Origin of the sequence: Burkholderia sp. AU32262 (assembly GCF_020419985.1) — a bacterium.
Taxonomy (GTDB): Bacteria; Pseudomonadota; Gammaproteobacteria; order Burkholderiales; family Burkholderiaceae; genus Burkholderia; species Burkholderia semiarida.
In genome coordinates this window covers 213,488-239,135 of sequence record NZ_JAIZRS010000006.1, presented here as the reverse complement: position 1 = coordinate 239,135, position 25,648 = coordinate 213,488, and the positions used below count along the sequence as shown (strand labels likewise).

Sequence of the window (25,648 nt, the reverse complement as noted above, 5' to 3'; positions counted from 1 at the left end):
GAACAGCGGCGTATCGTCGAGCGACGCATCGATCGATGCCGCGCACAAGGAGGGAATGCAATGAAGTCAATCGTCATGATGGCTGGACTCGTCGCGCTGGCGTGTGCGTCGCTACCGGCGTTCGCGAAGGTGCAGGGCACCGGGCTCGCGGTCGCCGATGTGACGCTCGCGCACGCTAAAGCCGAACAGCGGGATCGTGCGAGCGATGCCGCACGTGATCTCGCATCGCATCGCGCGGACAAATCGGGCACACGATCGCACCAGGGCTGATGTCGCGTTGCGGCGCTTCGTACGGCGCGTGTCCACGACGGCCGGCGCGCGATGTTGCCGGACATGAAACTTTCTTCATGAAGCGGATGCGCATCCTTTACGCGTGCGCGTATAAGCTCGACTCGAGCGCGTTCGACCGTTGGGTATCGACACGCAACTCCCTTTCGACGAAGACGAGAATCGTACATGGCATCATCAGCTTTCCCGGTGAACGAGCCCGCGCTGCCCGACGAGCCGGCCGAGGGCCGAGCGGCCATCGCACACGTACTCGCGATCGAAGACGACGAAATCACCGCGAACGAAATAGTCGGGGAGCTGGAGAGGCGTGGCTTTACGGTCGAATGGGTGGCGAACGGGCGCGACGGCATGGCCCGCGCGCTCGGCAACGAGTTCGACGTGATCACGCTCGATCGGATGCTCCCGGTCGTCGATGGCCTCACGATCCTGACCACGATGCGCAGCGTCGGCGTGCGCACCCCCGTGCTGATGCTGAGTGCGCTCGGCGATGTCGACGAGCGGGTTCGCGGGTTGCGCGCGGGCGGCGACGACTACCTGACCAAACCGTTCGATCCCGAGGAAATGGCCGCTCGCCTGGAGGTGCTGCTGCGGCGCAGCCACGCCGCGCCGGCCGCGCTCGACACGACGCTGGTCGTCGGTCCGCTCAAGCTCGACCTGATCTCGCGCAAGGTGTTTCGCGACGGCGAAGAAATCGTGTTGCTGCCGACCGAATATCGCGTGCTCGAATACATGATGCGCAATGCCGGGCAAACCATCACGCGGACGATGCTGTTCGAGGCCGTATGGGGCTATCACTTCGATCCCGGCACGAACCTGATCGAAGTGCACATGGGCCGGTTGCGCCGGAAGATCGATCCACCCGATGCGAAGCAGATGATCCAGACGGTACGCGGTGCAGGGTATCGCCTTGGCTGAGCCGGCTCCCGTGGCGTCCGTCGCGCATCACGTCCACCCGGCACCCGCGCGACGCTGGTATTCGAGTACGTTTCGGCTCGTGTCGGTCTATGCGGTCACGTTCTCCGTGTCGGTCATGCTGCTGCTCGGTTTCATCGCATCGGTGATCACGCATGACATGGAGCGGGAAACCGATACGGTGATCGACTGGCAGATGATCTACTTCGATTCGATACAGGACGGCCAGCTTCCCGCCGCGATCCAGCACCGGATCGAGCACGAGCGAATGCACACCAACTACTACGGACTCTTTACCGCGGACGGCAGGCATATTGCCGGCGATGTGCTGGCGTTGCCCGCGGGCATGCGGCCGACCCGCAACGGCGTGACGCTCGATCACACGATGCCGATCTCGGGAGACCAGGTGCCGCCGGTCGTGCGCGCGATGGCCGAGCGGCGTGCGAACGGCGACGTGCTGGTGCTCGGTCGCGACCTCACGCATATCCTGCGGATCCGCGCGGCGATCATCCAGGCGCTGGTCGGCGGCGGGCTGCTTTGCCTGGGCGCGGGCGTCGTGGGCGGCCTGATGCTCAGCGTGCGGCAAATGCGGCGTCTGAAGGAGGTCCGGCGCATCACGCAGGGCATTGCGCAGGGCGACCTCGGCCAGCGGCTGCCGGTCGGCGGACACGACGAGATCGATCTGCTGTCCCATCTCGTCAACCACATGCTCGAGGAGATCGAGCGCCTGATGAACGAGGTCAAGGGTGTCTGCGACGGCATCGCGCATGACTTGCGAACCCCGCTCGCGCACGTGCACACGCTGCTCGCGCAGGCGGCGCAGCGTGCGGCGCGGTTCGACGATGCCGTGCTGGCGAATCTCGTTTCGCGTGCGCGCAACGAGACCGACGTGTTGCTCGGCCGTTTCCGCGCGATGCTGCGTATCGCCGAAATCGGCTCGTTGCAGCGGCGAGGCGGGTTCGCGGAGCTGTCGCTGGAGGATCTGGTGCTGGACGTCGGGCAGTTGTTCGAACCGCTCGCGGACAGTCGCGCGATCCGCTTCGTGCAGGCCGTCGAACCGGTCGTGCGGATACACGGCGATCGCGCCCTCTTGTTCGAGGCACTGAGCAATCTGCTCGACAACGCGCTCAAGTACACGACGTCGGGCGATACGGTACGCCTCGAACTTCACGACACGCCGTGCGGTCCGCGCATCGACGTGATCGACAATGGCCCGGGCATCGCGGCCGACGAGCGCGAGGCGGTGCTGCGGTATCGGTACCGCAGCCGCCGTACCGGGCATCTCGCCGGGGCCGGGCTCGGCCTGAGCATCGTGTCGACGGTCGTCAACGTGCACGATTTCACGTTGCGCATAGGCAATGCCGAGCCCGGCACGCGCGTGACGATCGAATGCTGGCCGAGGTCGCTGGGATGACGGCCGTCCGGACGAGGCCGCACGTGCCTGCGTATTTCCGCCGCGAGGCCGGTTGACGATGCGTGTCCTGCTCGTGACTTCGCCGCATCCGGAAGCGTCGTGGCTGCACAAGGCGCTGCAGGAAAGCGGGCACAGCGTGCAGCGCGCCGACGATCCGCGCGACGGCCTGTTCCTCGCCTCGCAGGAGGCGTTCGACGCGATCGTCGCGACCGCGTTCGAGCCCGGCGGCGATGCCGCGCTGATCGCGATGCTGCCGCATTTCGTTGCCGACGGCGGCGGCGCCGCGCTCGTGGTGCTGATCGGCGAGGCGTCGGCGCGCGAACGCATTCATGTGCTGCGCGCGGGCGCCGATGCGTGTTTCTGCGCACCGTATTCGTTCATCGAGCTGCACGAACGCATGCAGGCGCTGCAGCGGCTCGCGGGGCCGCGCGATGCGGACCGGCCGGTCGCGCGTGCGTCCGCGGTCGAGACACTGGCGCGCGAACTCAAGAACGGCAAGCTGCGCGTCGCCGTGACGCGCCGGGAATTCCTGCTGCTCGAATGCCTGATGCGCCATCCGAACGCGCCGGTGCCACGCGACCAGTTGATCCGGTATGTCTGGCAGGACAAGGAGGATGTCGATCCATCGAGCGTCAATCTCGTGGTGTCGCGGCTGCGCCGCAAGCTCGCGCGGCATCTGCCCGACGTCCGCATCGATACGGTAAGCCGCTACGGCTATCAGGTAACGCTGCCGGACGCCTGAGCGCGCGGTTCCGGCCGCGCGACGAACATGACGTGACGGGCGCCCTGCCACCGGCAGCGCGCCCGTCTCGTTCGTTTACGAGCCGAAGAACGGCACGCAGAAATCGGCTGGGCCGACGCAATCGCCGGGGCCGTCGGGCCGCGCGGACGCACAGCCGGACAACACGACGCAAGCAGCCATCGCGAGGAGCGCGAGACGGGCAGAACGAGCGAACAACGAACGAAGCTTCATGGATGGCGAGCAATCGGGTGGACGCGCGGCGTCGCCGCTGGTGACGCGGGCCGGGTGAGCGGGGCGCCGCGCCCGGCCGCACCGTCACGCGTCTCAATGCGCATAGAGCGTGGAGTTCAGGTACTTGAGCTGCCCGTCCTGTTCGGCCTGCACGAGCTCGGCATGGACTTCGGCGCGCGTCTTCTCGTGGATCGGCTGGCCGTAAGGCGGCACCCACTGGCCGGCAGCCTGAGCGCCGGGCGCGCCGTCCTTGGTGGCGGCCGGGGACATGTGGATCGGCTGGCTGCCGGTCAGTGCAAACGCGGGAGCGGACAGCGTGCCGATCGCGGCGAGCATGGCGGCGGCGACGATGTTGGCGGTTTTCATGTCGGGAGTCCTCATGATGATTGACTGGGTTCATCCCCCGGCGCGGCGTGCGGGTGCCGCGCGGGTTGAGGACAAGCATAGAGGAGGGACGTTAGCGGATCGGCATGCGCAACGTGAAAAGAAATTCATGCACCGGCGCGCATTCGCGCAGACATGAAGCAGGTATGTCGTGAAGATGAAGCGGGTTTCATTTTGCGGGCGGTTTCGATAACGGCGCTGTCATGCCCGCTGCCTAAATTGGGCGCCATCGCATCGCGCACGAGCGGCCACGCCGCCCGGGCCGACGATGCGATCGGACCGATCCACTCCAACGAAACCATCATGAAGACATATCTGGCAATTCCGGCGGCGGTCGCATGCCTGCTTGCGAGCGCGGCGCATGCGCAGAGCAGCGTGACGCTGTACGGCACGATCGACGCGGGCCTGGACTACATCAGCAACCAGAAATCGGCCGCGGGCGCGGGGCCCGCTTATGGCGTGCAGAGCGGCAACGTCAGCACGTCGCGCTGGGGGCTGCGCGGCAACGAGGATCTCGGCGGCGGCCTCGCGGCCGTGTTCACCGTCGAGAACGGCTTCAACGTCGCGAACGGCAAGTTCGGCAACGGCGGCGACGTGTTCGGCCGCCAGGCGTGGGTCGGCCTCGCGAGCCGCCAGTGGGGCACGGTGACGCTCGGCCGCCAGTACGATTTCCTGGTCGACTTCGTCGCGCCGCTGTCGGCGACCGGGTCGGGATTCGGCGGCAACCTCGCCGATCATCCGTACGACAACGACAACCTCGCCAACGACACGCGCATGAACAACGCGGTGAAGTTCCGCAGCGCGAACTATGGCGGCTTCACGTTCGGCGGCGCTTACGGCTTCAGCAATCAGGGTGGCGGGTTCAGCAACGACAACGCGTACAGCGTCGGCGCGCAGTATGCGAACGGTCCGGTCGCCGTCGCCGTCGCGTACCTGCAGTCGGACCAGCCGGGCGGCGTGAACAAGCCGCAGAACACCGGCGGTTCGCTGAGCAGCGCGGATGGCGATGCGATGCTGGCCGGCGGCCGCTGGCGCACGTTCGGCGCTGGTGCGCACTATGCGTTCGACCATGCGACGGTCGGCCTGGTCTATACGAGAACGATCCTGAACGACCCGCGAGAACTGTCGCAAGGTGGTTCGTATGGCACGGTGAACGGCCAGTTGCTGACCTTCAGCAACTACGAACTGAATGCGCGCTATTGCCTCACGCCGGCTTTCTCGCTGGGCGGCGCCTATACGTTCACGCAAGGCCGCTTCGACGAGGCGGGCCGCGGCATCGCGCCGAAGTGGGACCAGTTCATGCTGCAGGCCGACTATGCGCTGTCGCGCCGCACCGACCTTTATCTGGAAGGCGTGTACCAGCGCGTGACGGGGGCGGACGGCGTCGCGGTGCTCGGCCACGCGGGGATCTTCAACCTGGCGGCATCGGGCAACGATCGTCAGGCGGTGGTCGCGGCCGGTATCCGTCACAAGTTCTGAGCGGTCGGGCCGACGTAAAAAACGGCACCCGTCATCGCGACGGGTGCCTTGAAATGCGACACGCCTCGTTCATGCCGCAAGGGATTCAGTTCATTGAAGGGGCGGCGTCGCGGCCGGTACTTGCGCGCCGGATGCGGCTTCATCGGTCGACCAACCGCCGCCCAGCGCGGCGATCAACCCCACCGCCGCCAGTTGCCGGCGCGTGTCCAGCTCCAGCATCGCAACCTTCGTATCGAGTTCGGTGGTCTGCGCCGTCACCACGTCGAGATAGCTGACGACACCGTCCCGGTAGCGCGACATCGACAGCTGCAACGTGCGTTCGGCCGCGTCGAGCGCTTCTTGCTCGCGCTCGGCTTCGTCGCCGAGGTGGTGCGTGAGGGCGAGGTTGTCTTCTACCTGCTGGCACGCATCGAGCACCACCGCGCGGTATTTCGCGCCGTTCTCGGCCAGCTGCGCGCGCGCCTGGTCGGTGAGCGCCTGGCGCCGGCCGCCGTCGAACAGCGTCAGCGCGAGGCTGGGCCCGATCGACCAGATCTCGTTCGGCGCGCGGAGCCAGTGGCCGAGGCCCGAACTCTGGTAGCCGCCGACCAGCCCGAGCGTGACGTCGGGGAAGAACGCCGCGCGCACCACGCCGATCTTCGCGTTGGCGGCGGCCATGCGGCGCTCGGCGGCCGCGACGTCGGGGCGCCGCTGCAGCAGCGTCGCGGGAATGCCGGCCGGAATCGCCGGCAGATACGCCGCGTCCAAATCCGGCGCCAGCGAGAACGACGATGCCGGTACGCCCGTGAGCGTCGCGATCGCGTGCTCGTAGAGCGCGCGCCGCGCCCGTACGTCCTCGGCCGACGCGCGGGCCGAATCGAGCTGCGTCCGCGCGCGCGACACGTCGAGATCGGACGCGATGCCGCCTGCGTGCCGGCTCATCGTCAGGCGCAGCGCGCGCTGATACGTGTCGATCGTATCGGCCAGCAACTGTTGCTGCTGATCGAGCCCGCGCAGGCTGAAGTACGCGCTCGCGAGGCTGGCCTGCAAGCTCAGTCGGACCGACGCGAGATCGTCGGCGCTGGCCTGTGCGTCGGCGCGCCCGGCCGCGACTTCGTTGCGGACTTTGCCCCACAGGTCGAGGTCGTAGTCGAAGCCGGCGTCGAGCGTGTTGTCGCCATAGACATTCGGCTGGTTCGAGCCGCGCAACGGCCGCATGGCCGACTGACGGTTGCTCGAGACCTCCGCGCCGAGGCCGATGGTCGGGAACAGGCCCGAGCGCGCCTGATCGAACAGCGCGGTTGCCTCGTCGTGGCGGGCCACGGCCGCGGCCACGTCGGGGTTGGCCGCGGCCACCCGTGCTTCGAGCCGGTCGAGCACGGGATCGCGGAACGCCTTCCACCAGCCGTCGCGCGCGATGCGGTCGGCCGGCTTCGCGGGCTGCCAGCCGCCCGCTTCCTTGAAGCTGGCCGGCAGCGCGGGGTGCGGCGCATGATAGGCAGGTGCGAACGAGCACGCGCAGAGGAACGCGACGCCGGCGAGCGTCGCGCAAAGCCGAAGCCGGTTAGCCATGCGCACGCTCCGTATCGCGCGCGGCCGACGCGACGGTGCGAGCCGGCGCCGCGAGCCTGACCGGATCGCCGGCGGCGAGCGAGTCGGGCGGGTTGTCGATCACGCGATCGTCCGGCGCGAGGCCGGTCGCGATCTGCACGTGCGTGCCGAGGTCGGTCGCGATCGTCACGGGCTTGAATACCGCGCGATCGTCCTTGCCGACCACGGCGACCTGCAGGCCGGCCTGCCGGAAGATCAACGAACTGGCCGGAATCGTCAGCACGTGGCTGCTGCCGGCCGGCAGCGCGAAATGCACCTCGGTGTATTCGCCGGGAATCAGCTTGCCGTCGGGGTTGTCGACCATCAACTGCACGAGCAGCGTGCCGGTCGAATCGGCGATCGAGTCGTCGGTGTCGGCGAGCGTCGCCCGGAAGGTCTCGCCCGGATGCTCCGGCACGGTCAGTGTGGCCGTCATGCCGGGCCGGATCGCGGCGGCCTCGTTCTGCGGCACGCTCACGTAGACGCGCATCCGGTGCACGTCGGACACGGCAAACAGCTCCGGGCCGGCGCCGCCGCCGGCCGAGATCAACTGGCCGATGTCGGTCTTGCGTGCGGTGACGACGCCGTCGAACGGCGCGACGATGCGCTTGAACGCCTCCAGCGCCTCGAGGCGCCGCACGTTGGCCTCGTTGGCGGCGACGATCGCCTGCTTGGCCGCGAGGTCGCTGGTCTTCTCGTCGGTTTCCTGCTGCGACACCGAATCCTGCGCGAGCATCCTCTTCCAGCGCGCGGCCGTGGACGCGGCAAGCTTCTCGTTGGCGAGCGAACTCTGCAGATCGGCGCGCGCCTGCAGCAGTTGCTGATCGAGCTCGGGCGTATCGATCAGCCCGAGCAGTTGCCCCGACTTCACGTGCGCGCCGATATCGGTGTACCACGCATGCAGGTAGCCCGACACCTGCGCATGGATCGGCGCGCTCTCGAATGCGGACAAATGGCCGGGCAGCACGAGCGTGGCGCCGTCGCCGCCGGTCGACGGCGTGTACGCGACCACGGTCGGCACCGCTTGCTCGGCGGACCAGGTCGTCATTTCCTGTTTCGCGTGCGCGCGGCCGACGATGCCGGTCGCCACGATGCCGACCGCGATCAGCGCGGTGAGCGTGGCGACGAGCTTGAGGTTGGGCAGCCGTTTCGGCGACTTGATATCGATCTCAGTGGACATGGGAAGCTCCGGACGCGGAAGGGGAGTAAGCGCGGGAACCGTCGTGCTTGAGCGCATCGCGCCGATGCACGAGGCTGAACACGACGGGAACGAAGAACAGCGTCGCGATCGTCGCGCATGCGAGGCCGCCGATCACCGCGCGGCCGAGCGGCGCGTTCTGCTCGCCGCCGTCGCCGAGGCCGAGCGCCATCGGCGCCATGCCGATGATCATCGCGAGCGCGGTCATCAGCACCGGGCGGAAGCGCGTGAACCCGGCTTCGAGCGCGGAGGCCAGCGCGTTGCCGGTTTCGGCCAGGCGCTCGCGCGCGAAACTGACGACGAGGATCGAGTTGGCGGTGGCGACACCCATGCACAGGATCGCGCCGGTCAGCGCCGGCACCGACAGCGGCGTATGCGTGGTGAACAGCATCCAGACGATGCCGGCCAGCGCCGCCGGCAGCGCCGAGACGATCACGAATGCGTCGGCCCACGAGTGGAAGTTCACGACGATCAGCAGGTAAATCAGCACGATCGCGCCCACGAGGCCGAGCAGCAGGCCGGCGAACGCGCCGTTCATGGTCTGCACCTGGCCGCGCAGCGTGACGGTCGAGCCCTTGGGCACGTCCTTCGCGGTGGCCTTGACGATATCGTCGATGTCGGCCGCGACCGCGCCGAGGTCGCGTCCCTGGGTGGTCGCGTAGATGTCGAACAGCGGCTCGATGTTGTAGTGCGACACCACCGCGTTGCCGACGCCGCGCGTGATCGTGGCCAGACCGCCCAGCAGCTGGGACTGGCCGTTCGCGCCGGTGACCGGCAGGTTCTGCAGCGCCGACAGCGTGGTCATCCTGTACTGCGGCGTTTGCGCGACGATCGGATAGGACACGCCGTTGCGCGGGTTGAGCCAGTAGGTCGGGTCGACCTGGCTGGTGCCGGCCAGCGTCGCGACCACCGAGTTCGTCACGTCCTGCTCGGTGATGCCGAGCTGGTCGGCGCGCGTGCGGTCGACCGTCACCGTGAATTGCGGATAGGTGCTGGCCTGCTGGATGCGCGGGTCGGCGACGCCCGCGATCAGGCGCAGCTTGCGGTACAGCTCGCGCGCATAGGCGAGATTGGCCTGCTGGTTGGGGCCGGCCACTTGCAGGTCGACCGGGGCCGGTGCGCCGAAGTTGAGGATCTGGCTGACGATGTCGGCGGGCAGGAACGAGAACGTGGTGCCCGGATAGGCGCGCGGCAGGCGTTCGCGCAGCGTGCGCACGTAGTCGGCGGTCGGCGCGTGATCGCGCGACAGCGAGATCAGGATGTCGCCGTCCTGCGGCCCGAGCGTGCCGCTGTTGTTGTAGGTCAGGTTGATCCCGCTGTTCGGCAGGCCGATGTTGTCGATCACTTCGCGCAACTGCGCGGGCGGAATCACGCCGCGGATCGTGTTTTCGATGCGGTCGAGTTCGGCGGCGGTTTCCTCGACACGCGTGCCGACCGGCGCGCGCACGTGCAGCGCGATCTCGCCGGAGTCGATGGTCGGGAAGAAATTGCGACCGAGCGACGGTGCGAGCAGGAAGGACGCGGCCACGATGCAGAGGAAGGCGACGACGAACGGCTTGCGGCGCGTGAGCGCGAGGCCCAGCAGGATCCGGTACGACGCGCGCACGGCTTCGAAGCGGCGCTCGAATGCACGCTGGAAGCGCACCAGCGGATTGCGCGACGGCGGGACCTCGTGCGCGCCGGCATGGCCCGCGTGCGGATCCATCACCGCGGCCAGTTCTCCCGACGCGTGGCCGGCCGATGCGTGCGGCTTGAGCAGGTATTGCGCGAGCATCGGCACGAAGGTGCGCGACAGCACGAACGACGACACCATCGAGAAGATCACCGCCTTGGCCATCGGCACGAACAGAAAGCGCGAGATGCCGTCGAGCATCAGCATCGGCACGAACACGATGCAGATGCACAGCAGCGAGACGAGTGCCGGCATCACGATCTGTTTCGCGCCGTCGACGATCGCGGTGCGCGTGTCCTTGCCCTGTTCGAGGTGCCAGTTCACGTTCTCGATCGTCACCGTCGCATCGTCGACGAGGATCCCGACCGCGAGCGCGAGGCCGCCGAGCGTCATCACGTTGAGCGTCTCGCCGGTGGCCGCGAGCAGCGCGATTGCCGACAGCACGGCCAGCGGGATCGACGCGGCGATGATCAGCGTCGAGCGCCACGAGCCGAGGAACAGCAGGATCATCAGCGAGGTCAGCGCGGCGGCGATGATGCCTTCGCGCGCCACGCCGCTCACGGCGCCGTTCACGAAGGTCGACTGGTCGCCCATCGTGACGAGCTTCAGTCCCGGCGGCAGCGTCTGTTCGACCAGCGGCAGCTTCGCCTTCACGCCGGCGATGATGTCGAGCGTCGATGCGGAGCCGTTCTTCAGGATACTCATCAGCACCGCGCGGCGGCCGTCCACGCGCACGATGTTGCCTTGGGGCGGGTAGCCGTCGCGCACGTGGGCGACGTCGCGGATATAAATCGTCGTGCCGCCGACCGACTTGATCGGCAGGTCGTTCAACGCGTCGAGCGAGAGCGGGCTGTTGTTGAGCTTGATGTTGTATTCGAAGCGGCCGATCTTCTGCGTGCCGGCCGGGATGATCTGGTTCTGCTGCGCGAGCGCGTGCGCGACGTCCTGCGCCGACAGCCCTTTCGACTGCAGCGCCTGCGGGTCGAGGTCGATCTGTACTTCGCGTGTCTTGCCGCCGTACGGCGTCGGAATCGCGACGCCGGGCACCGACAGCAACTGCGGCCGAATGAAGTTGACCGCGTAATCCCCCAGCTTCTGTTCGTCGAGCGTGTTGCTGGTCAGCGCGATCTGCAGCACGGGCACGGTCGATGCGTTGTAGTTGAGGATCTGCGGCGGCGTGGTGCCGGGCGGCATCTGCTTGAGCACGGTCTGCGAGATCGACGTGACCTGCGCGGTCGCCGTGCGGATATCGACGGTCGGCTGGAAGAAGATCTTCACGATGCCGTAGCCGCGGAACGATTGCGACTCGATATGCTGGACGTCGTTCACCGTCGTGCCGAGCGTGCGCTCGTAGTACGTGATCACGCGTCCGGACATGTCGTCCGGCTGCAGGCCGGCGTAGTTCCACACGACGCTGATCACCGGAATGCGGATGTCCGGAAAGATGTCGATGGGCGTTCGGATCGCCGCGAGCGGGCCCGCGATCAGGATCAGCAGCGCCAGTACGACGAACGTATAGGGCCGCGTGAGCGCGAGCCGGACAATTTTCAGCATGAGGTGCTGCTCCGTTCAAAAGCGTCGTGAAGAAGAGCCGGACGTGCGCGTCTTCGGGAAAATACCGATGCGTATCCGATGACCGCATTCTGCGGAGCAGCCCCTAACAGCGGGTCGCTAAAAAGATGAAACAAGTTTTAAGTGGCGGACGGACTCAACCGAGCAGGTAGCCCGAGCCGCGGATCGTGCGGATCAGCGGCGCCGCGCCTGGCCGGGTCACCTTCTTGCGCAGGCGGCCGACGTGCACGTCGATCAGGTTCGTGCCGGGATCGAAACGGCACCCCCACACGGCTTCGAAGATCATCGTGCGCGTGAGCACGCGGCCGGCGTTGCGCATCATGAATTCGAGCACGCGGGATTCGGTCGGCAACAGCGCGAGCTCGTGCACGCCGAGCGTCGCGCGTCGCCGCACCAGGTCGAGTTCCAGCTCGCCGGCGCGCAGCACCGTGTCGACGTGCGTGCCGCGCGGCCGCCGGCGAATCAGCACGTCGATGCGCGCGCACATTTCTTCGAGCGAGAACGGCTTGACGAGGTAGTCGTCGCCGCCGGCGCGCAGCCCCTGGATACGCTGATCGACGTCGGACATCGCACTCATCACGAGCACCGGCGTATCGAGGCCGACGCCGCGCATCGTCGCGAGGATCGTCAGCCCGTCGAGGTCGGGCAACATGCGATCGAGCGTCACGACGTCGTAGTGCGCGCTCATCGCGCGGGCCATGCCGTCGCGGCCGGTGCGCGCGACGTCGATCTGGTGGCCTTCGGCACGCAGCGTGTGCGCGATGCGATCCGCGATCAGCGGATCGTCTTCGATCGTCAGGATATGTGCCATGGCGTGCGCGACTCGGCGAAGTCACGCAGCGGCAAGCTGCATGGCGATGCGCCCGGGCGTGCGATAGTGGTCGACCACGTAGTCGATGAAGCTGCGTACTTTCGTGGACAGATAATTGCGGCTCGGGTAGAGCATCGAGAGGCGGCGCGGGCCGCCGTTCGCTTCGTAGCGTTCGAGAATCGCCACCAACGTGCCGCGTGCGAGATCGTCGGCCACGAGCGGATGCGGCAATTGCGCGATGCCCATGTGATTGAGTGCCGCGATCCGCACCATCGTGTTGCTGGTCGATGCCAGCGCATTGCCGGTATAGATGCGGCAGGCGCCGTCGGTAGCTGAGAACTCCCAGTTGCGCGCGGCGCCGTTCGACACGGTCAGCAGGCTGTGCGTATTCAGTTCGACCGGCTCGACAGGCGTGCCGTGCCGCGCGAGGTAGTCGGGGGACGCGACGACCACGTCGCGCACGCTCGTCAACGTCCGCGACACGAAGGTCGAGTTGACGAGGCGGTGATCGTCACAGAAGCACACGTCGTAGCCGCCTTCCACCATGTCGACCTGGATATCGAATGTCGTCACGTCGAATCGCACGCGCGGATGCGCGATGCGATACGTGGACAGCAGCGTGCACAGCCCGGCCGCAACCGAGGTGGCCGACGCGGCGATGCGCAGCGTACCGTGCGGATCGCGATTGACCTGCGCGAGGTTCGATTCGATCTCGTCGAGCTTCTCGATGATCGCGCGGCAGCCGTCGAGATATTCGCGGCCCGGCTCGGTGAGCGAAAGGCTGCGCGTGGTCCTGTTCAACAGCCGCATGTTCAGATGGGCCTCGAGCATGCCGACGCTGCGCGTGACCGCGGCGGCCGACATGCCGAGCTGACGTGCGGCGAGACTGAAGCTCGACAACTCGACCACACGCGTGAAGACACGCATCGCTTGCAGTTGGTTCATGATCGGCGAGGAGTGGATTTGCCGGAAATACGGGGCGGCGCGTCCGTCTTCGGCGGGCTGCGTCGACGCATCGCGCTGCGCCTGCGGGGGCGGGCAGCGAATCCATTATGAAAGGCTCGCGGGCGCGGGACGCTAAAAAAACGGTGCTGGCCGGATGAAATTTCGTTTAGAAAGCGGTGGAGTCGGATGGACGACAGCGCGACGCGCTTTCTGAAGATTTCTAAAAAAAGATTCATGCATGGATCACAAATCTTCAGGCGGCCAGCCTGTACCGAGGTCGATAATGAGATCACGTAACCGCGGCAAGGACGACGAAGATGGCACAACCGTTGAGCATCAAGATGATCGAGGAGCGCGGCAAGCTCGTCGTGCTGATGTCGATCGAGCGTGGCGCGGCAGTGCTCGATCCGGAAGACGTGGACGCAGTCATCCAGTACTTGAGCCTGCTGCGCGCGTCGATGCAGCCTGCCGTGCCGGAACGTCCGCCGCACGAGCAGCCATTCGTGACCGAAATGGACCCCTGCTGGTATGCCGAGCGCCATCCGCTGCAGGGCGGCGCGGTGCTGTTGCTGCGTCACAGCGGGCTCGGTTGGGCAAGCTTCGCGCTACCGCCGCACAGCGTTGAGCGGTTGCACGGTTCGTTGACGCAACTGCTCGAGGACGAGCGGCAGGCGATCGGCCTGCCTCACTGAAACCAATCTGCGTCGCGACGGGCTCGCATTCAGCGCCGTCGCGACGGCGCGGTGCGGTCGCCGCCCGTACGTGAACGCTGCCTTCCGGCGCGGACCGCGGCGCGTGTTACCCGCGACCGACGAACGGCATCGCGGTCGCCATGATCGTCATGTTCAGGATGTTCGTATCGAGCGGCAGATTCGCCATCTGGACGATCGCGTTCGCGACATGCGCGACGTCCATTCGCGCTTCCGGCGCCAGGCTGCCGTCCGCTTGCGGGACGCCTTGCGTCATCCGTTCCGTGAGCGACGTGGCCGCGTTGCCGATGTCGATCTGGCCGCACGCGATGTTGTACCGGCGACCGTCCAGCGCGAGCGACCTGGTGATCCCGGTCACCGCGTGCTTGGTCGCCGTGTACGCGATCGTGTCGGGGCGCGGCGCGTGCGCCGAGATCGAGCCGTTGTTGATGATTCGGCCCCCCTGCGGCGTTTGCGCCTTCATCAGCCGCCACGCGGCCCGCGCGCACAGAAAGACGCCGGTCAGGTTCGTCGCGACGACGCTGTTCCATACGTCGAGTTCGTAGTCGCCGAGGGAAACGACCGGGGCGTTGCGGCCGGCGTTGTTGAACAGGACGTCGAGCCGGCCGAATTGCCGTGCGATCTGCGCGAACGCGTGGTCGACCGATGCTTCGTCGGTCACGTCGGCGGGAAATACCTGCGCGTCGCCGCCGGCGGTGCGGATGGCGTCCCGGGTTTCGCGTAACGACGCCTCAGTGCGCCCGAGCAGCGCGACGGTGAAACCGGCCTGGGCGAGCGCGACGGCCGCTGCGCGACCGATGCCGGAGCCGGCGCCCGTGACGGCGGCGAATTTCTTCGAGTCAGACATGGCTTGATTTCCTGCGGGTCGAGTAGGGGAGGCAGGCGACGACCGATGGCATCGCCACTTTGGCAATGTAGTCGAAATGCGGCGGGTACGGATTCAAGCGACATCGTGAAGCGCACGCTGGATACCGTGGCTTTCGCTCAACGCGGAGCCGAGCGAGCGGCAAGGCGGAGCAACGCCCCGCCGGCCGTCACTTCACACACTCCAGCGCATACTTCAACCCCGGCCCGAGCAACCCGCGCCACACGTCCCACATATGCCCGCCGTCGACGATGCGCAGCTCGGCCGGGTTCTGCGCCCGGCGCAGCTGGGTGTACAGCACGCTCGATTCCGCCTGGATCGTCAGGTCGTCGTCGCCGGCCGCGATGAACATCGGCACGCGCCAGTTGCGCGCGAAATAGCCGCGCAGCAGCGCCGGGTAGTTGAGCTCGTGCCATACGCGCGGATCGAACTGCCGGTCGCCGAACACGCCGACGTAGCGCGCGGCGGAATTGAGCGGCGGCTCGTTCGCATAGATCGCGGGGCTCAGCAGCATCGCGCCGCAGAACAGCCCCGGCTCGAGCAGCGAGAAGCGCAGCGCGCCGAAGCCGCCCATCGACACGCCGCCGATCGCGCGCCCCGCGCGCTGGTTCGACACCGCGAAGTGCGCTTCGACTTCCGGCAGCAGGTCGTTGAGGAACGCGCTCTGCATCTTCTCCTTGCGGTCGACGTACCAGTCGGTGCCGCCCTGCGGCATCACGATCACGACGGGCGGGATGTCGTGGCGTTCGATCAGCGTGTCGGCGGTGGCCTGCAGCCGGCCCTGCGTGACCCAGTCGTTGGCGTTGCCCGCGTTGCCGTGCAGCAGGTACATCACCGGGTAGCGCGCGCCTTCCGGGTTGTAGCCGGGCGGCAGGTAGACCGTGTACGACCAGTCGCGTTTCAGCGACGGGGAGCGGAACGTGCGCAGCACGACGCTGCTGCCCGGATTGACGGATGGCTCCTGCGCGGCCGACGGCGTCGTCGCGGTCTGCACGGCCGGCGGCGCGGGCGATACCGCGGGCGCCGGCGGCGTGGCATGGGCGGTGGCGATGGCGCCGGCGATCAGGGCGAGGGCGAACGGAAGGGCGAGTCGGCGCATGGCGAATCGTTTCAGGAGAGGCGCCGGCTATCGTCGCAGCGGCGCATGACGGCGCGGCGCGTCATGGCCGCGAACGGAACGGCAGCCGCGCGACGAGCGGCCCGTAGAGTTTGGCGACGAGATACAGCAGCCCGATCGCGACGGCGTCGGCTGCCAGCCCGAGCGGCACGTCGAGATAGCCTTCGGTCGCCTGGTAGAGCAGCGAATCGACCGCGAGCGAGATGCCGGTGCCCGCGACGAAGCACAGCAGCCCCTGCCGGCCGATCGTGCCGATCCACGGCATCGCGTGCGCGACCTTCTTCATCCAGCCGAGGTGCACGAGCTTGGCGGCGAGCCACGCGATCGCGAGGAAGTTCACGAGCCGCAGCGCGCCGAGGTTCTGCTTGATCGACGGATCGGTCGGGAACGGCTCGATGCGCAGCCGGTAGTATGCGCCGGCCGCGACGACCGCGAGCGACGCGGCCGTCAGCAGCCAGCCCTGCGGCCTGGGCGCGAGAGTCTGGTAGACGGGCTGGCAGCGCGCGATCACGCCGAGCACGAACAGGAACTGCCACGCGAACGGGTTGAAATCCCACGGCGCGCCTTCGACGGTCGGCAAGAAGCGCGCGACGTGCGGCGCCGCGTACCACAGCGATGCGCTGAACGCGAGCATCAGCCACGGCTGCGTGCGCGCGAGCGGCAGCGCGAGCGGGACGAGCAGCGCAAAGAACGCGTACATCGGCAGCACCGACGCGAGGTACGGCTGGCGGCGGAACAGCAGGATGTCGCGCAGCGCGGCGAGCGGCTTGTGCAGCAGCCCGTCGAGATCGTTGGTCGGCATGTTCGGGCCGTCGATCGCCAGCGCATTCAGCGCGGCGGTGATCAGCAGCATCAGGCCGGCCGTCACGAGGAACGCGCGGTAGATCTCGAACGCACGCCGGATGAAGCGCTGGCGCGCGGCGGCTTCGTCGTGCCGCTCGGCGAGCGAGTTGTACGCAATGGCGGTCGCGAAGCCGCCGAGGAACACGAACACCTCGGCCGCGTCGCACAGCGCGTACGCGTGCAGCGTCACGCGCGACAGGATGCTGCCGCCGATGTGGTCGACGACGATGACGAGCAGCACGAGGCCGCGGAAGAAATCGAGCTCGGCGTAGCGGCCGGCCCGGGCCGGCGCGGTCATCGGAGCGCCTTTCGGCGCGAGCCGCGGGCACGGCCGGCACGCGCCGCGCATGAATCGGGGTCAAGCATGACTTCGTGAAGAAATGGCGAACGGATGCGCATTGTGCCACCGATGCGGCGCCCATCGGGTTTACGCGGATGGCGGGCCGGCCTGCCGCCGCCGACAAGCGCGGTCGGGCCGTGCGCGCAACCCGGCAGTTGGACGAGCGCAACGCTTTGCGCGCGATGACCGGTACCCGATGGACGGACGATTTCCGACGTGACACCATTTTGTCCTCACGCGGCCGCACACCGCGTCGTCCGCCCTGCGGGCCACACATACAACAGATCGAACATGCGCCGGGCGTTTGGCCTGCCCGGCCCCCGGCTCCGGAGATTCGTCATGAAGAAGCACGCCATTTTTGCCGCCGCGCTCGCCGCTTGCGCCGCGCCGGCCTTTGCCGAGAACAGCGTGACGCTGTACGGCCTGATCGACGAAGGCTTCAATTACACGAACAACGTCAACGTCAATGGGGTCGGAAAGACCAATTACCAGCTCGCGAGCGGCTATGCGCAGGGCAGCCGGTGGGGCCTGAAGGGCAGCGAGGATCTCGGCGGCGGGCTGAAGGCGATCTTCACGCTGGAAAACGGTTTCGACGTGAACAACGGCCGGCTCGGCCAGGGCGGTCGCATGTTCGGCCGTCAGGCGTTCGTCGGGCTGTCGGAGTCGCGCTTCGGCACGCTGACTTTCGGCCGCCAGTACGATTCCGTCGTCGACTATCTCGCGCCGCTGACCGCGAACGGCAACTGGGGCGGCACGCTGTTCTCGCACCCGTTCGACAACGACAACACGGACAACTCGTTTCGCGTCAACAACACGGTCAAGTACGCAAGCCCCGACTGGAACGGGCTGACGCTGGGCGGCACGTACAGCTTCAGCAACAGCACGGGCTTCTCGAACAACCGCCAGTACAGCATCGGCGCGCAGTATTCGCTCGCCGGGCTGCAGGTCGCCGCCGCCTACCTGCAGGCGAACAATCCGGGCATCGGCAACGCGGGCGCGATCGCGGCCGACGACGCGAACTTCGTCGCCGATCGGCTGCGCATCTTCGGCGGCGGCGTCAACTATACGTTCGGCCCGGCCACGGTCGGCTTCGTCTATACGAAGACCGACGTGAAGAACCCGGTATCGACGGTCTACCTGCCGGCGTCGACGTTCGCCGGCCTCGGGCTGACCGCGACGAAGTTCCAGAACTTCGAAGTCAACGGCAAGTACCAGCTCACGCCCGATTTCTACCTCGGCGCGCAGTACGTGTACACGGACGGCAAGTACGACGCCGCGGCCGGCTCGTTCAAGCCGAAGTACCATACGGTCGGCCTGATGGCCGACTACAGCCTGTCGAAACGCACCGACGTGTACCTGCAGGGCGCGTGGCAGAAGGTGGCCGGCGACAAGACGGGCACGGCGGCCGACGGCGGCTACGTCGTCGGGACGGACGGCCCGTCGTCGTCGTCGAACCAGTTCTCGGTGCGCGCCGCGATCCGCCACAAGTTCTGAGTGCGCCGCCGTCGGCGCGCATGTCCCGGCACGGCCGCCGTCAGTCCGCCCGGTGCGTGCCGCCGAGCGTTTGCGCGAGCCAGTCGACGAAGATCCGCACGCGCGGCGCCAGGTGCCGGCCGGTCGGGAACACCACCGCCACGGGCAGCGGCGCCGCATTCCATTCCGGCAGCACCTCGACCAGCGAACCGTCGGCGAGCAGCGGCGCGAGCCCGTCGCGCGGCGCCTGGATCAGCCCGAGGCCCGCGACGCAGCACGCGAGATACGCCTGCGAGCTGTTGACCGACACGACGCTGTGCATTTTGACGGTGCGCATCTCGCCCGAATCCATGTCCGCATATTCCCAGTCCAGTTCGCGGCCCGTGCGGCTCGAAAAATAGCCGACCGCGACGTGGTCCGGCAAATCGTCCGGCGAGCGCGGCGTGCCGTGGCGCGCGAGATAGGCGGGCGACGCGCAGTTGATCTGGGCCATCTCGCCGACGCGCCGCGCGACGAGCGACGTGTCGGACAGCACGCCGACCCGCACCGCGCAGTCGATGCCGTCCGCGACGAGATCGACGAAGCGGTCGGTCGTGCTGATCACGATGCGCAGGTCGGGGTAGCGCGCGTGGAAATCCGGCAGCGCCGGAATCACGTGATTCAGCGCGAAACGTTCGGGCAGGTCGACGCGGATCACGCCGCGCGGCGACGCGCCGGCGTCCTCGAACAGCGTTTCCGCGTCGTCGAGATCGGCCAGCAACCGCACGCAGCGCTCGTAGTAGGTCGCGCCCTCGGCGGTCAGCGCGACGCGCCGCGTCGTGCGCTGCAGCAGCCGGACCTTCAGGTGCTTTTCCAGATACTGGACGGCGTTGCTGACCGTCGGGCGCGGCAGTTGGAGTTGCTCGGCCGCTTTCGTGAAGCTGCCGAGATGGGCGACGCGCGCGAAGATGCGCATTGCTTGCAGATGGTCCATGCGGGCGAGAACCTTGGCGGGAAAGGAACAGGCTCCATTGTTAATCAGCGTCGAATGGTTTGGTGGCGCGTTTCGCGTTTATCGCGCGGCGTCACGCGGCCAGAATCCGTTCCATCCACTCACCATTTGAAGGAAACGGACATGGACATGCGTCAACTGGGCCGCACGGGCCCGCAGGTATCGGCGATCGCGCTCGGCTGCATGGGGATGTCGGATTTCTACGGGCCGGCCGATCGCGACGAAAGCATCGCGACGCTGCACGCGGCGCTCGACCACGGTATCACGATGCTTGACACCGGCGATTTCTACGGGATGGGCGACAACGAGATGCTGATTCGCGACGCACTGCGCGGCCGTACGCGCGACCAGGTGCGGATCAGCGTGAAATTCGGCGCGCTTCGCGATCCGACCGGCGGGTTTGCCGGCTACGACGCGCGGCCCGCGGCGATCCGGAACTTCGTCGCGTATTCGCTGAAGCGGCTCGGCACCGATTACCTCGACATCTATCGCCCGGCCCGCGTCGATCCGGCGGTGCCGATCGAGGAAACGGTCGGCGCGATCGCCGATCTCGTGAAGGCCGGGTACGTGCGCCATATCGGGCTGTCCGAAGCCGGCGCGGACACGATCCGCCGCGCGGCCGCCGTCGCGCCGATCGCCGATCTGCAGATCGAGTACTCGTTGCTGTCGCGCGGGATCGAGGCCGAGATCCTGCCCGTGTGCCGCGCGCTCGGCATTGGCGTGACGGCCTACGGCGTGCTGTCGCGCGGGCTGCTCGGCGGGCGCTGGACGGCGGCGCGGCAGGGCGAGCGCGATTTCCGCGCGGCGAGCCCGCGCTTCCAGGGCGAGAATCTCGCGCACAACCTCGCGCTCGTCGACGCGCTGCGCGCGATCGCCGACGAGAAGGGCAGCAATCCGGCGCAGGTCGCGATCGCGTGGGTACTGTCGCGCGGCGCCGACATCGTGCCGCTGGTCGGCGCCCGCAAACGCACGCAATTGCAGGACGGTTTGCTGGCGACTGAATTGCAACTAACGGTCAACGACCTCGCGCGTATCGAAGCGGCGGTCCCCGCCGGGGCGGCTGCCGGCGAGCGCTATCCGGCCGCGCAGATGGCGCACCTCGACAGCGAGCAGGGCCGGGGGTGATTCACGGGGCCGGATGGACGCGCCTGAGCGCTCCGTCCGGCGGGCCCGAGCCAGCCTCAGGCAAAACCAGATGGCGGGCGGCATCGCAGGCGGGCACCATCGGCGCCGTACTCAACGGACGGAATGCCTCCATGCAAATGCATACGCTGACGATCGTCGTGCTGGTTTTCCTGCTGGCCGGCGCGGTGAAGGGCATGATCGGTCTCGGGCTGCCGACGATCGCGATGGGGCTGCTGACGCTCGCGATGCCGCCGTCGGCCGCGGCAAGTCTGCTGCTCGTCCCGTCGTTCATCACCAACGTGTGGCAGCTGTGGCTCGGCCCGTCGTTCGGCGCGCTGCTGCGCCGGCTGTGGCCGCTGCTCGCCGGCCTGACGGTCGGCACGCTGACGGGCGGGTTGCCGGCGCTTGCGGCCGGCAGCACGTGGACGCACGCGGCGCTCGGCGTGGTGCTGGTGCTTTACGGGCTATGGGGGCTGGCGGCCGCACGGTTGCCCGCGCCGGGGCGCCACGAAAAATGGCTGTCGGCCGTGGTCGGCTACCTGACGGGCGTCGTGACGGCCGCGACCGGCGTGTTCGTCGTACCGGCCGTGCCGTACCTGCAGGCGCTGCGGCTGTCCAAGGACGATCTGATCCAGGCGCTCGGGCTGTCGTTTACCGCGTCGACGATCGTGCTCGGCCTGCAGTTGCGCGTGACGGGCGCATTGCAGACGGTCGATCTCGGCGTGTCGGCGCTCGCGCTCGTGCCCGCGCTGGCGGGAATGGCCGGCGGCCAATATGCGCGGCGCGTGATGAGCGAGAAGATGTTCAAGCGTTGCTTCTTCGTCGGGCTGATCGTGCTCGGCGCGTATATGGCGGGGTCGGGGTGGTGGTGAACGTGCGCCCGAACGCAGAATGATCCCGAAGCCGGTTTCGGCAACCGGCTTCGGGAACGGTCACGGGGTGGCGGTCGTGCCGCTTACGCCGGATCGGCGTACCTCAGCGTCCACCCGACGGTGCGGGACGCGCCCGCGCCGAGCGCGAACGGCTTCGTCGTGCACGCGAAGTTCGAATGCAGTTGCCCGATCGGCGTCGTCGACAGCGGGTTCGTCGTGCCGTTCGCCGTGTCGAAGGCGGACAGCGCGCAGTTGTCGAAGCCGGACGCCGCATAGGCGGTCGCCGCGCTGTTCGCGTACGTCACCGACATCCCGTCGCCATTGGCCTGTGTCGACGCGAAATCCGCAAACGACGTGAAGTCCGTCTCCACCGCGAGGTTGCCGGCGAGCGTGCCCGAACTCAGCGTATCGGTGCGCGAAATCGTGCCGTGCGCGAACGTCAGCACCGTGTGCACCTGCAGGTCGAGATCCGTCGTGTACGCGGCGTTCTTCGACGCGAGCCGGAACTTCGTCGTATCGAACGACACGATCACCTGGCCGTTGCTCTGCTGCACGTTCAGGTTCCTGTAGTACGTGACGGGAATGTAGGTTTTCGCGTTGTACGTCACCTGTGGCAGCAGCAGCGCATAGCCGAGGTCGGTCGTGCCATAGATCAGCTTGTCGGAGAACGGCACCGGGTAATACGGCGTGTACGCGTTGTAGTCGGGCGCCTGGCTGAGATTCAGGTTGATCACGCGCCGGCCGTCGCGCACGGTGAGCAGCGCGGCGCTGTACGGATGCGCGGCGTCGCCCGGCTGGTTGTACCAGGTGAGCGTGTAGCGCGGCAGCGCGTCGAGCCACGCGCGGTAGTCCGCATCGGCCATCGGCGGCTGGCCGCCGAAGCCGAGCTTGTTCCACCACGCGTTCACGTACAGATACTGGTGCAGCAGGCTGAAGTTCTCGCCCATCACGCGCGGCTTGCCGCGATACGTATCGGTGCCGCGGCCCTTGACCCACATGTTCACCGACGGCGTCGGCAGCGCCGGGTCGTACCAGTACGTGTCGAATCGGCGCGCGGCCTGGTAGATGAATGCATACGCGACCTGTTTCTCGCGATCGGTCAGCACGCCGGCATTGGCCGCGGCGGTCAGCACTTCCATGAACGCGGAATCGCCGTACGGGCCGATCGAGCGGCCGTAGTTGAAGCCCTGGCCGTCGGTGTTCAACTGCGGCAGGATCAGGTCGACCGACTTGCGCAGATAGCCCTTCAGCTCCGGCGTGAGGTTCGCTTCGTTGCCCATCTCGAACGTGCGTTCGACCACTTCGCCGATCAGCAGCGTGCTGTAGCGGTCGAAGCGCGCCTGGTCGTAGTAGGTCGTGTGCGTGTTCGACGCTTCGTCGGAGAACCCGCCCGACGAGTCGTTGCGGATGTGGTTCGTCAGCGTGTACAGCAGCGCATCGCGCGCGCTCATCGTCGCGACGGCCGGATCCGTCTTCGACGCGAACGACGGGCTGCTCCAGCCGAGCTTCTGGCGCAGCCCGGCGATACCGTAGGACACCGCATAGTAGTTCTGCGCGGTGTTGAGCGACGCGATGTCGATCGGCGTGCCGGCGGCCGGGCACGTACTGGTCTTGCCGCTCGCATCGGGGCCGAACATGTCGCAGAAGGTGAGCCGCTGCTGCAGCGTCGCGAGCATCGCGTCGCTGAAGACTTCGTTGAGCATCCCGTGGGCCTTCAGGTTGTTCAGCGCGACGAGGTAGTAGTACTCGCCCCACGACGTGTTCGCATACGCGTAGTTGCCGCCCGACTGCGCCATCATCGCGGTCGTGATCGTCTGGTACGTCGCGAGGTAGCTCGCGTATTGCGGGTCGTTCTTCGCCTTCATGTCGATCAGGATGTACGACAGGCCGAGCGCGAGCTTGCCGGGCAGGAATTTGTCGCCGGTGTTCGTGTCGAGCACGTGGACGGGCGTGCCGTCGCCGAGATCCATCACGACCTGCGTGAAGTCGGGCGATTTCCGGATCAGGTCGAACAGCGCGCGCATCTGGCCCATCATCGTGGCCGGAACGTTCGTGCCGGCCGGCACGCTGGTGTCGGGCGCGCCATAGACGAGCGCCTGCAGCGAGTTTGGCGCGAGCGCGGGCGGGGTGGACGAAGGGGGCGGCGCCGGCGTGTCCGTTACGTCGTTTCCGCCGCACGCGGTGACGAGCACGACGGAAAGAGCGCTGAGCGCGGCGCCGAGCGCGAATCTGCTGCGCGGATGCATGGTGTCTCCAGTTTCGAATAGTGATGAAGGACGGGCACGGGTCGCCGTTGCCGCACTCGGGGCCCGTACCCGGCTTCCGCCTTGCAATCCTGATTCCCTGAAGGCGGACGGCCTGAATCACACATCGAGCGGGCAAGCGTTCGCCCTGCGCGGGCCGTGACTGGCGTCGCGCTCGAGCAGTGGAAAACGTTTTCCAAATTTAGGCATCGAACGACGTGATGTCAATGAACTTTCACGTCGGATGCGCCGGTAGAAACCCGAATGGCCGAGAGGAATGGTGCGGAAGGGGGGAGTCGGATTACGGTAAAAACGCCGGGATTCTCGTCGATGATCCAGCGGACATTGGACGCGACAACGGCCTGGAAGCGGCGCGCGGCCGCAACGCGTGGAAACGGATTCCCGATGTGTGAAGAGAGAAAACGTTATCCATAAGAATCGCAATGCGTATGAGCGGCCGCCGGCCACCGCCCGTCGCGCGCGACGGCCTGCCGTTCCGACGACGTCAAAGCTGCTTCTCGATCGCCGCCTTGTCGATCACCGACCACACCTGGCGGATCTTGCCTTCGTGAAATTCGTAGAACACGTTCTCGGCGAACGTGACCTTGCGGCCGTCGATGGCGAGCCCCATGAACGTCCCTTTCGGTGAACACGTGAAGCGAAGGCGGCACGCGACGCGCGGCGGCTCGCACACGAGCAGCCGGATCTCGAAACGCAGATCGGGGATGTCGCGGAAGTCCTGTTCCAGCATCGCGCGATAACCGGCGAGGCCGAGCGGCCGGTCGTTGTGAATCACGTCGTCGGATACGTATTCGCCGAGCGACGGCCAGTCCTGCCGGTTCAGGCAGTCGATATACGCGCGATAGCGGGTGGCGAGATCGGTGTCGGTCATGGCCATGTCTCCGTATGTCGATCGGGTGAGTCGAATGTGGTGCGCGTTACCGCGGCGGCGTGGCGCCCGACAAAAACGCGACGAACTCGCGCGTGTACTTCGGCAGCGCGTCGAACGACCGCGCGCAGAGCGTCAGTTTCCGATGGCTCCACGGATCGGACAGCTCGACGAGCCGCACGTCCATCGTCTGCATCGCGCGCTCGGCCGCATGCCGCGACACGATGCCGATGCCCACGCCGCTCGCGATCACGCGGCAGATCGCGTCGAAGCTCTTCAATTGCACGCGATAGCGGATCCGCTTGCCGAGCGCGCGCGCCTGGTCGGCGAGATGCACCTGCAGCGCGCTGCCGTCGGTGAGGCCGATGAAGTCTTCGCCCGCGATGTCGTCGAACGCGATCTTGTCGTGCGACGCGAGCGGATGCGCGGCCGGCACGACGACGATCAGCCAGTCTTCGCGGAACGGCTTTTGTTCGAGCCCGCCGAGGCCGACCGAATCGGCGACGATGCCGATCTCGGCCGTCTTGTTGCGGATCGCATGCACGATCTCCTGGCTCGAGCGTTCCTCGACGCTGATCGACAGCTTCGGATGGCGCGGCAGGTAATCGGCCAGTGCGTCGGGCAGGTATTCGCTCAGCGATGCGGTGTTGCACAGCAGCCGGATATGGCCGCGCAGCCCCTGGCCGTATTGCTGCAGTTCGCCGCGCATGTGATCGATCTGCTGCAGCACGGTGCGCGCGTGGTGTTCGAGCGCGCGGCCCGCATCGGTCGCCTGCGCGCCCGACTTGGTCCGGTGCAGCAGCGGCACGCCCAGTTCGTCCTCCATCCCGCGAATGCGCTCGCTCGCCGCCTGCAGCGTGATGTGCGTGCGTTCGGCGCCGCTCGTGATCGTGCCGGCCTCGCAGATGTTCAGGAAGAGCCGCAGGTCGGTCAGGTCGAAGCGCATGATGGCAAGGCGATGGG

General features: G+C 67.3%; 22 protein-coding genes. 9 read left to right on the top strand and 13 right to left on the bottom strand.

What is annotated here, in order from left to right:
* Positions 1-60 precede the first annotated feature (60 nt).
* From LGN10_RS09645 to LGN10_RS09630, 4 genes are all read left to right on the top strand, one after another.
* Positions 61-270: a hypothetical protein gene (locus LGN10_RS09645; protein WP_059639626.1), complete on the top strand. Its 210-nt coding sequence runs from the start codon at positions 61-63 to the stop codon at positions 268-270.
* Positions 271-525: 255 nt separating this feature from the next.
* The gene (locus LGN10_RS09640; protein WP_059639975.1) at positions 526-1,203 is read left to right on the top strand and encodes a response regulator transcription factor; all 678 of its coding nucleotides are present in this window, start codon (positions 526-528) and stop codon (positions 1,201-1,203) included.
* Positions 1,204-1,282: 79 nt separating this feature from the next.
* A complete protein-coding gene (locus LGN10_RS09635) occupies positions 1,283-2,614 on the top strand; it encodes a sensor histidine kinase (RefSeq protein ID WP_226223165.1) in 1,332 nt (443 codons plus the stop codon).
* A 58-nt stretch (positions 2,615-2,672) separates the two neighbouring features.
* On the top strand, positions 2,673-3,356 hold the full coding sequence (locus tag LGN10_RS09630) for a response regulator transcription factor (protein ID WP_059585126.1): 684 nt from the start codon (positions 2,673-2,675) through the stop codon (positions 3,354-3,356).
* Positions 3,357-3,680: 324 nt separating this feature from the next.
* Here LGN10_RS09630 and LGN10_RS09625 read toward each other — a convergent pair whose 3' ends face one another.
* Positions 3,681-3,953: a DUF4148 domain-containing protein gene (locus tag LGN10_RS09625; protein ID WP_059584951.1), complete on the bottom strand. Its 273-nt coding sequence runs from the start codon at positions 3,951-3,953 to the stop codon at positions 3,681-3,683.
* A gap of 321 nt (positions 3,954-4,274) precedes the next feature.
* On the opposite strand from LGN10_RS09625, the gene LGN10_RS09620 reads away from it, so the two are divergent.
* Positions 4,275-5,450: a porin gene (locus LGN10_RS09620; protein ID WP_226223069.1), complete on the top strand. Its 1,176-nt coding sequence runs from the start codon at positions 4,275-4,277 to the stop codon at positions 5,448-5,450.
* A gap of 90 nt (positions 5,451-5,540) precedes the next feature.
* Here LGN10_RS09620 and LGN10_RS09615 read toward each other — a convergent pair whose 3' ends face one another.
* From LGN10_RS09615 to LGN10_RS09595, 5 genes are all read right to left on the bottom strand, one after another.
* The gene (locus LGN10_RS09615; protein WP_226223067.1) at positions 5,541-7,001 is read right to left on the bottom strand and encodes an efflux transporter outer membrane subunit; all 1,461 of its coding nucleotides are present in this window, start codon (positions 6,999-7,001) and stop codon (positions 5,541-5,543) included.
* A complete protein-coding gene (locus LGN10_RS09610) occupies positions 6,994-8,199 on the bottom strand; it encodes an efflux RND transporter periplasmic adaptor subunit (protein ID WP_059584953.1) in 1,206 nt (401 codons plus the stop codon). Before LGN10_RS09610 ends, LGN10_RS09615 begins: the two co-directional genes overlap by 8 nt.
* A complete protein-coding gene (locus tag LGN10_RS09605; RefSeq protein ID WP_124860042.1) occupies positions 8,189-11,443 on the bottom strand; it encodes an efflux RND transporter permease subunit in 3,255 nt (1,084 codons plus the stop codon). Before LGN10_RS09605 ends, LGN10_RS09610 begins: the two co-directional genes overlap by 11 nt.
* Positions 11,444-11,597: 154 nt before the next feature.
* On the bottom strand, positions 11,598-12,272 hold the full coding sequence (locus LGN10_RS09600; RefSeq protein WP_226223065.1) for a response regulator transcription factor: 675 nt from the start codon (positions 12,270-12,272) through the stop codon (positions 11,598-11,600).
* Positions 12,273-12,293: 21 nt separating this feature from the next.
* Positions 12,294-13,217: a LysR family transcriptional regulator gene (locus tag LGN10_RS09595; RefSeq protein ID WP_226223063.1), complete on the bottom strand. Its 924-nt coding sequence runs from the start codon at positions 13,215-13,217 to the stop codon at positions 12,294-12,296.
* Between the two features lie 317 nt (positions 13,218-13,534).
* Here LGN10_RS09595 and LGN10_RS09590 point away from each other — a divergent pair, with 317 nt between their 5' ends.
* Positions 13,535-13,909 (top strand): hypothetical protein, encoded by a 375-nt coding sequence (locus LGN10_RS09590; RefSeq protein WP_226223061.1) that lies wholly within the window; start codon positions 13,535-13,537, stop codon positions 13,907-13,909.
* A 106-nt stretch (positions 13,910-14,015) separates the two neighbouring features.
* Here LGN10_RS09590 and LGN10_RS09585 read toward each other — a convergent pair whose 3' ends face one another.
* The 3 genes from LGN10_RS09585 to LGN10_RS09575 form a co-directional block, all read right to left on the bottom strand.
* Positions 14,016-14,774, bottom strand: coding sequence for an SDR family oxidoreductase (locus tag LGN10_RS09585; RefSeq protein ID WP_226223059.1), 759 nt, complete (start codon positions 14,772-14,774; stop codon positions 14,016-14,018).
* 187 nt (positions 14,775-14,961) lie between these two features.
* On the bottom strand, positions 14,962-15,891 hold the full coding sequence (locus LGN10_RS09580; protein WP_226223057.1) for an alpha/beta hydrolase: 930 nt from the start codon (positions 15,889-15,891) through the stop codon (positions 14,962-14,964).
* A 61-nt stretch (positions 15,892-15,952) separates the two neighbouring features.
* Positions 15,953-17,050, bottom strand: a complete 1,098-nt coding sequence (locus LGN10_RS09575) for an OpgC domain-containing protein (protein ID WP_226223056.1) — start codon at positions 17,048-17,050, stop codon at positions 15,953-15,955.
* Between the two features lie 381 nt (positions 17,051-17,431).
* Here LGN10_RS09575 and LGN10_RS09570 point away from each other — a divergent pair, with 381 nt between their 5' ends.
* Positions 17,432-18,586, top strand: a complete 1,155-nt coding sequence (locus LGN10_RS09570) for a porin (RefSeq protein ID WP_060310814.1) — start codon at positions 17,432-17,434, stop codon at positions 18,584-18,586.
* Positions 18,587-18,626: 40 nt separating this feature from the next.
* On the opposite strand, the gene LGN10_RS09565 is transcribed toward LGN10_RS09570, so the two are convergent.
* Positions 18,627-19,538: a LysR family transcriptional regulator gene (locus tag LGN10_RS09565; RefSeq protein ID WP_089465608.1), complete on the bottom strand. Its 912-nt coding sequence runs from the start codon at positions 19,536-19,538 to the stop codon at positions 18,627-18,629.
* Between the two features lie 141 nt (positions 19,539-19,679).
* Here LGN10_RS09565 and LGN10_RS09560 point away from each other — a divergent pair, with 141 nt between their 5' ends.
* Both LGN10_RS09560 and LGN10_RS09555 read left to right on the top strand, forming a co-directional pair.
* Positions 19,680-20,681: an aldo/keto reductase gene (locus LGN10_RS09560; RefSeq protein ID WP_226223054.1), complete on the top strand. Its 1,002-nt coding sequence runs from the start codon at positions 19,680-19,682 to the stop codon at positions 20,679-20,681.
* Positions 20,682-20,812: 131 nt separating this feature from the next.
* A complete protein-coding gene (locus tag LGN10_RS09555; RefSeq protein WP_124657858.1) occupies positions 20,813-21,553 on the top strand; it encodes a sulfite exporter TauE/SafE family protein in 741 nt (246 codons plus the stop codon).
* Positions 21,554-21,636: 83 nt separating this feature from the next.
* On the opposite strand, the gene LGN10_RS09550 is transcribed toward LGN10_RS09555, so the two are convergent.
* The 3 genes from LGN10_RS09550 to LGN10_RS09540 all read right to left on the bottom strand — a co-directional run bounded on the left by LGN10_RS09550 (position 21,637) and on the right by LGN10_RS09540 (position 25,631).
* Positions 21,637-23,799 (bottom strand): hypothetical protein, encoded by a 2,163-nt coding sequence (locus LGN10_RS09550; RefSeq protein WP_226223052.1) that lies wholly within the window; start codon positions 23,797-23,799, stop codon positions 21,637-21,639.
* Between the two features lie 502 nt (positions 23,800-24,301).
* A complete protein-coding gene (locus tag LGN10_RS09545) occupies positions 24,302-24,688 on the bottom strand; it encodes an ester cyclase (protein ID WP_226223050.1) in 387 nt (128 codons plus the stop codon).
* Between the two features lie 46 nt (positions 24,689-24,734).
* Positions 24,735-25,631 carry a LysR substrate-binding domain-containing protein gene (locus LGN10_RS09540; protein WP_059584965.1) on the bottom strand — a complete coding sequence of 299 codons (897 nt, stop codon included), beginning with the start codon at positions 25,629-25,631 and terminating at the stop codon, positions 24,735-24,737.
* Between the last annotated feature and the right edge of the window lie 17 nt (positions 25,632-25,648).